Consider the following 7,116-nt stretch of genomic DNA (forward strand, 5'->3'; position numbering starts at 1 on the left):
CCCGTGCCGCGCGGGGCCGGGACGCGGAGCGCGGGCCGCCCCGTACCCGCCTCCCCGACGACGCGCGGCCAGCCCTCGGCCGTCCACTCGACGCGCTGGAGCGAGGTCTCGCGGCCCAGGACACAGGCGCCGCGCGTCCCGAACGGGCGCGCCGCGAGATGCGCGAGGTACCACTCGCCCGCCGGGGTCTCGACGAGACTGCCGTGCCCCGCCTTCTGGAGCGCGAGCTGCGGGTCCTCCCACGAACTGAGCAGCGGACCCGCCGGATCGGCCTCGTAGGGGCCCGTCACCGTGCGCGCACGGGCGACCGTCACGGCGTGCTCCCAGCCGGTGCCGCCCTCGGCCGTCACGAGGTAGTACCAGCCCTCGCGCCGGTACAGGTGCGGGCCCTCGGTGCGCCCCAGCGCGGTGCCGGTGAAGATGCGGTGCGCGGGTCCCGTGACGGCGCGTGCCGCGCGGTCCCACTCCTGGAGGAGGATGCCGCCGAAGGGGTCGTGCCCCGGCCGGTGGTCCCATTCCAGCCACAGCAGCCAGCTGCGCCCGTCGCCGCCGGGCGCAGGGTCGTCGTGGAAGAGCGAGGCGTCGAAGCCGTGCCCCGGCGCAGGGGCCGGGTCGGACCAGGGCCCCGTGATCGCGGGCGCGGTGACGACGTGGTTGTGCACGTCCTTGTACGCGCCCGCGAGGCTCTTGACGTCCGAGTAGACGAGGTAATAGGTGCCGTCCGCGTACGACAGGCACGGCGCCCACACCCCGCCGGAGTCCGGCACGCCCACGAGGTCGAGCAGCCGCTCCTCGTCGAGGGCGCCACCGAGCGGCCGCCAGTGCACGAGGTCGCGCGAGTGGTGCAGCGTGACACCCGGCAGCCACTCGAAGGTCGAGGTCGCGAGGTAGTAGTCCGCGCCGACGCGCAGCAGCGAGGGGTCGGGGTGGAACCCGGCGAGCACCGGATTGCTGATCGTGGCGCGCTCGTGGGCACCGGGCGCCGGGGACGCGGGCCCGGTCGGGGACACGGTGGTCATCGATTCCTCAGGTGTGCGGGTACGGGGTGCGTACGGGACGGAGAGCGGGGGCCTGCGGGGGCTCAGCCCTTGACCGCGCCCGCCATGACGCCGGAGACGATGCGGCGGGCCAGGACGGCGAAGAGCGCGAGGACCGGCAGCACCGAGACGACGACCCCGGCGAGCATGAGCGTGTAGTCCGTGTAGTAGCCGGCGGCGAGCTGGTTGAGCGCGATCTGCACGGTGCCGTTCTCGGGCGGCAGGGCGATGAGCGGCCAGAAGTAGTCGTTCCAGGCGGCCATGAAGGTGAACATGCCGAGCACGGCGGCCGTCGAGCGCACCCCCGGCCAGGCCACGTACCAGAAGCTGCGCAGCGGACCGGCGCCATCCACGCGCGCCGCCTCGATCAGCTCGTCGGGGATGTTCTCCTCCATCGCCTGCCGCATCCAGAACACGCCGATCGCGGAGACGAGCGCGGGCAGGATGAGCGAGGAGAGCTTCCCGTACAGGCCCATGTCGGTCACGAGCAGGTACAGCGGCAGGACGCCGAGCTGGGTCGGCACCATGACGGTCATGACGACGACCACGAGCAGCGCGTTGCGGCCCGGGAAGCGCATCTTGGCGAAGGCGTAGCCGGCGAGCGAGGAGAGCAGCACATTGCTGATCGCCGTGGTCGCCGAGACGGTGAAGGAGTTGCCGAGCGCCTTCCAGAAGTCGACCGTGTCGAAGACGCGCTTGATGTTGTCGATCAGGTGCCCGCCGGGCACGAGCGAGGGCGTCGCGCCGCCGAGCACCGAGTTGTCGCCGTGCGAGGCGACGACGAAGGTCCAGTACAGGGGGAAGAGCGAGGCGACGACGACGGCGGCGAGCATCGTGTAGGCGAGGGGGCCCGCGCTGTCGAAGTGGCGGGGGCCGCGCGCCTTGGCGGGGCGGGCGGCCCGGCGCGCCGGAGCGGCGGGCGGGGTCTCGGTGACGGGGGCGGTGGTGACGGGAGCCACGGGGGCACTCCTCTCGGTGGCCGGGCGCGGACCGGTATGCGGCCCGCGCGGGAGCGGCACGGTCAGCGGTCGGTGGCGCCGAGCCGGCGCGTGAGCAGGAAGTTGATCGCCGCGACGAGGGCGATGACGAGGAAGAGCACCCAGGAGATGGCCGAGGCGTAACCGGCGTCGTTGTTGATGAAGCCGTACTTGTAGAGCATCAGCGTGAGGGTCTGGAACTGGTGCTCGGTGCCGCCCTCCGCGTTGGCCTGCGGGTCGAAGAGGAAGGGCTCGGCGAAGAGTTGCAGCCCGCCGATCGTCGAGATCACGACGGTGAACAGGACGGTGGGCCGGATGGAGGGGAGCGTGATGCGCCGGAAGGTGAGGAAGCGCCCGGCGCCGTCGACCATCGCCGACTCGTACAGTTCGCGCGGCACGGCCTGCATCGCGGCGAGGTAGATGAGCGCGTTGTAGCCGGTCCAGCGCCACATCACCATGAAGCTGATCGCGAGGTGCGAACTCCAGGTGTCCGCCGTCCAGTCTACCGGGTCGTCCATGAGCCCGAGGTGTTCGAGCACCCAGTTGACGACGCCGAAGTCGCGTCCGAAGAGCTGGGAGAAGACGAGCGCGACGGCGACGACGGACACGTACTGCGGCACGAGGATGAGCGCGCGCCAGGTGGTCCGGGCGCGCAGCCGCCGGTCCAGGAGCCAGGCGACGGCGAGTGCGAGGAGCAACTGCGGGACCGTGGACAGCAGGAAGATGCTGAAGGTGTTGAACGTCGCGGTGTAGAAGTCGTGGTCGGAGAAGAGGTCGGCGAAGTTCCCGAACCCCGCGAAGCCCTGGTCCCCGGAGAGCCGGTCCCAGTGGTGCAGGGAGACCCAGAACGTGTAGACGAGCGGGTAGAGCCCGAAGATCCCGAAGACGAGGAAGAACGGGGAGACGAAGCTGTACGGGGCGAGGAACCCGCGCCGCACGCGCGGTCGTGGAGTGGTGCCGAGGCGCTCGTCGGCACCGGCGGTGTCGGCCGCCATGGAGTCCTCCTGGGAGGCAGGGATACGGGAACGGGACGCCGCCGCGCGGAGCGGCGGCGGAGGTGGGACACGGCGGGCGGGGCGGTCCGTACGGGGCGCGCGGCCCGTACGGACCGCCTGGCCCGTGCTCGTCGTGCGGCGCGCACCGGAGGGCGCGCGGCCGCCGCCGTCAGTGCTTCAGGTTCTTCTCCGCGTCCTGGAGCGCCTTCTGCCACGCCTCGTCGGGCTTCGCCTTGTGCTGCTCGACGAGCTGGATGGCGCTGTTGAAGGGGAGCCGCACCTGCTGGTCCTTGGTGCCGCGGAAGCTCGGCTTGAGGCTCTTGGCCGAGGAGGCGAAGATCTGGCCGGTGGGCGCGTCGTTGAAGTACTCCTGCTTGGTGCCCTGGACCGCCGGGTCGTCGAGCGGCGCGACGAGCGAGGGGAGCGAGCCGGTCGGGCCCTGGAAGATCTTCTTCTCCGAGGCGGCCGAGGTGAGGAAGGCGGCGAGCTTCGCGGCCTCCTTCACGTGCTTGCCCTGCTTGGGGACGGTGAGGAAGGAGCCGCCCCAGTTGCCGCCGTCACCGGGCACCTTGGCGATGTCCCACTTGCCCTTGCCCTCCGGGCCCGCGGCGGTCTGGATGAGACCGGTGAGCCAGGCGGGACACGTCATGGTCGCCATGCGGCCCTGCTTGATCCCGGCGTTCCACTGCTGGCTGAAGGGCACGAGATTCGCTGACTGTCCGTCGGCCGCGGCCTTCGCGGTGCTCGTGAACGCCGTCTTGACCTGCGGGTTGCTGTCGCCGATGTACTTGTCGTCCTTGTCGAAGAACCCGTACTCGGTCTGGTTCATCATGGCGCTGAAGACGTTGCCCGCCGAGTCGAACCATGCCTTGTCCTTCACCTTCTCGCGGAAGGTGTCCCCGGTGGCGAAGTAGTCGTCCCACGTGGGCCACAGCTTGGCGACCTCGTCGCGGTCGGTGGGCAGCCCGGCCTGCTGGAAGAGGTCCTTGCGGTAGCAGATCGCGAGGCCGCCGACGTCGGTCCCGTACCCCATGACGAACTTCCCGCCGTCCGCCGTGCCCTGCGACCACTTGTACGGCAGGTACTCGCTCTCGCGCTTCTCCCCGCCGTACTGCGCGAGATTGACGAACTTGTCCTTCACGGTGCGGAACTTGGGCATGTACCCCTCCTCGATCGCGACCACGTCGGCCGCGCCGCTGCCCGAGGAGAGCTGCGTCGAGAGGCTGTTGTGGTGCTGGTCGAGCTGGGAGACGCGCTCCTTGATGTGGATGCCGGGGTGCGCCTTCTCGTACTCCTTGAAGAGCGGCTTGTACCCGAAGTCGCTGAACGTCGCGACGGTGAGCGTGGTGCCGCCGGAGCCGCCCGAGTCGGAGGAGCAGCCGGCGAGACCGAGAAGGACGCCGAGTGCCGCGCCGGCGGCGAGTGAACTGCGGACGTACGAGGAGCCCATACGGACCTCCGAGGTGCGGATGCGGAACAGACAGGGGTGGCCCTTGCGGCCCGGGGCGTGGGGGAGCGCCCGGCACTCGCTCCGGAGCGGGGCTCCGGGACGCTGCGTGGCACGCACAAGGTGCCGTCCGGCGAAATTGACTGTCAATAGTTTCGTTGAAGTTTCGTTAATCCGCAGCATCCCCGTTATCGACCACCTGCGCAGGCCGAAGAGGTGGAGCGAGCTGGTCACCGACCCCGAACGCGGCCCGGGGACCCGCTGAAAGTTTCGGGACCGGCCGTACGGCCAGCCCGGATTCACGAAAACTTACGGGAAGGATTGACGGATGCCTGACGGGCTCTCACCATTCCGTTTGCCCACCCGCACCTCCTCACCAGGAGCATCCGTATGCGTTCCATCCGAAGACGAGCCGGCGTCCTGTGCGCCGGGATCGCCGTCGGCGCGCTCGCCGCGCTCGGCCTCGCCGCCCCGGCCCAGGCCGCGGCCTCCGGGACTGCCGCCGCCACCGTTTCGGGCCGCAACCTGCCCGCGGACGGCAAGGTCCTCTCCGTCATGGGCCAGGACAGCGACACGCTCTCCGCCTACAAGCGCGACGTCCTCGACAAGACTTCGCTCGACGCCCCGAAGCCCGGGGGCGTCACCCTGTACACCAACCTCGTCCTCGGCGGCAGCCCCGAGCCGCTCGCCGGGATGAACGGCCCCGTCAACTGGGGTTCCGGCACGGTCGACTTCAACAGCACGCTGGCGCAATACCCCGGCGCGGCCCTCGCGGTCGGCCTCTATCTCTCCGACGCGACGAGCGGCTGCAACAACCAGCCGTTGCGCGCCATCATCGGTACGAACGACAGCGACGTGACCTCGGGGAACCCGAGCCTGACGGCGCAGTACCGGGCCAAGGTCGACGACATGGTCAGCAAGCTCAAGGGCTACGACCGGCAGGTCTTCCTGCGCATCGGCTACGAGTTCGACGGGCCGTGGAACTGCTACAACGCCGACTACTACAAGAAGGCGTTCCAGTACATCAAGGGCCGCATCGACGCCCTCGGCGCCACCAAGGTCGCCACCGTGTGGCAGACCGCCGCCTGGCCGCTCAACACCAACACCGACCACCCCGAGTGGAACTACGTCGTCACCGACCCGGCCCACTACGACGCCTGGTACCCCGGTGACCAGTACGTGGACTGGGTGGGCCTCTCGGCCTTCTACACCTCCGGCTCGCTCGCGACCCAGTGGGGCTGCTCCGCGTACGACACCTCGCCCACCGGGCTCCAGAACCGGGTGCTCGACTTCGCCCGCGGCCGCGGCAAGCCCGTGATGATCGCGGAGTCCTCGCCGCAGGGGTACGACAACGGCGCGGCGACCAAGAGCTGCATCATGAAGAAGGGCCCGGTCGCGGCGAACTCCGACGCGCGCTGGAACGAGTGGTACAAGCCCTACTTCTCCTTCATCGCCGCGAACCGCGACGTCATCCGCGCCGCCGCCTACATCAACACCGACTGGGACTCCCAGACCCAGTGGCAGTGCGCCGACGGCGCGAACGCCGGTGGCACCGGCTGCGCCAACGGCTACTGGGGCGACGCCCGCGTCCAGGCCGACCCGGTGATCCTCGACCGCTTCCTCGCCGAACTGCGCGGAAGCCAGTGGGTCGGCGGCACGGGCACCGGCGGTGGTACGGACCCGGGCAACGGCGGCGGTACGGACCCGGGCAACGGGGGCGGCACCGATCCCGGCAACGGGGGCGGGACGAATCCCGGGAACGGTGCCTTCACGCAGGGGGTGACGGCCGGCGGCCAGCCCGCCGTCTGGTTCAAGCCCGGCAGCGACGGCGCCACCTGGGTCACCGTCCACTACCGCAAGAACGGCGCCGCCCAGGAGAACTACTTCCTCACCTGGAACGCCGGGGCGGGCCGCTGGGAGCTGCCGGTCGCCCTCCGCGCGGGGGACAGCCTCTCGTACTCCTTCGACTACCTCCCCCAGGGGAAGACCGCCCAGGAGTCGACCCCGACGTACACCTACCGCGCCTCCTGACCCCCGGGCCCGCTCAGGGCTGACGGAACAGGGGACCGAACGGCGAGGAGCGCAGGCGGCCGGACATGAACGACACGAAGGCGCGGACGAACGCGGCGCCGTCGTACGTGTCCGCGCCGCCCGTGCCGTCCGGCCCGCCCGCGTTGCCCGCTCCGGCCGAGCCGTCCGCGCCCGCCGTTTCGCGGCGGAACGCCGTGCGGAAGAGCGCGCGGTACTCCTCGGCGTCGATCCGCCCGTCCCCGTCGGCGTCGGTCGCCGCGAAGAGGACCTCGGCGACCCGGATGAGCGCCGGTCCGGCGAGACCGGGGGCGCCGCTCGCGTACTCCCGCGCACTCACCCGCCCGTCGCCGTCCGTGTCCAGTGCCGCCTGGAGCTCGCGCCACCAGCCCGCGAACGCCTCGTACAGCCGGGTCTCCTCCGGTTCGCCGAGGTCGAGCCGCGTCGCCACTTCCCTGGCCATGGCGGCGAGATCCGGCCAGTCGAGATACCCGTCGCCGGTCTGGTCGAGCACGTCGCGGAAGAACTCCTCCGCGCCACTGTGCACGGGCGCGGCAGCGGGGGCGGGCGCCGGCACCGGCAGGGGCGAGAGGAGGCGGACGAGGGCGCCGGCCCGCCGCAGCCGCTCGTGC

General features: G+C 71.0%; 6 protein-coding genes. 1 reads left to right on the forward strand and 5 read right to left on the reverse strand.

Translation table 11 applies throughout. From position 1 onward, the window contains the following. The 4 genes from G3I42_RS15610 to G3I42_RS15625 all read right to left on the reverse strand — a co-directional run. A partial coding sequence (locus G3I42_RS15610; RefSeq protein ID WP_203606858.1) for a glycoside hydrolase family 43 protein occupies positions 1-1,019 on the reverse strand: 1,019 nt, incomplete at its 3' end. Between the two features lie 62 nt (positions 1,020-1,081). Then, a complete protein-coding gene (locus tag G3I42_RS15615) occupies positions 1,082-1,996 on the reverse strand; it encodes a carbohydrate ABC transporter permease (RefSeq protein WP_164286416.1) in 915 nt (304 codons plus the stop codon). Positions 1,997-2,058: 62 nt separating this feature from the next. Then, entirely contained in the window at positions 2,059-3,009 is a 951-nt protein-coding gene (locus G3I42_RS15620) for a sugar ABC transporter permease (RefSeq protein ID WP_164286418.1), read from the reverse strand. A 169-nt stretch (positions 3,010-3,178) separates the two neighbouring features. Further along, complete coding sequence (locus G3I42_RS15625) at positions 3,179-4,459, reverse strand: ABC transporter substrate-binding protein (protein ID WP_164286420.1); 1,281 nt, start codon at positions 4,457-4,459, stop codon at positions 3,179-3,181. A gap of 387 nt (positions 4,460-4,846) precedes the next feature. On the opposite strand from G3I42_RS15625, the gene G3I42_RS15630 reads away from it, so the two are divergent. Next, a complete protein-coding gene (locus tag G3I42_RS15630; RefSeq protein WP_164286422.1) occupies positions 4,847-6,487 on the forward strand; it encodes an endo-1,3-beta-xylanase in 1,641 nt (546 codons plus the stop codon). Between the two features lie 13 nt (positions 6,488-6,500). Here the strand turns inward: G3I42_RS15630 and G3I42_RS15635 are convergent. Beyond that, the coding region (locus tag G3I42_RS15635; protein ID WP_164286424.1) for an EF-hand domain-containing protein at positions 6,501-7,116 on the reverse strand (616 nt) is incomplete at its 5' end.

Origin of the sequence: Streptomyces sp. SID11385 (assembly GCF_010548245.1) — a bacterium.
In the GTDB taxonomy this organism is placed as follows: Bacteria; Actinomycetota; Actinomycetes; order Streptomycetales; family Streptomycetaceae; genus Streptomyces.

Coding starts and splice junctions, on each gene's coding strand:
- G3I42_RS15620 (WP_164286418.1), bottom strand. CDS start 3,009: ATGGCGGCCGACACCGCCGGTGCCGACGAGCGCCTCGGCACCACTCCA.
- G3I42_RS15625 (WP_164286420.1), bottom strand. CDS start 4,459: ATGGGCTCCTCGTACGTCCGCAGTTCACTCGCCGCCGGCGCGGCACTC.
- G3I42_RS15630 (WP_164286422.1), top strand. CDS start 4,847: ATGCGTTCCATCCGAAGACGAGCCGGCGTCCTGTGCGCCGGGATCGCC.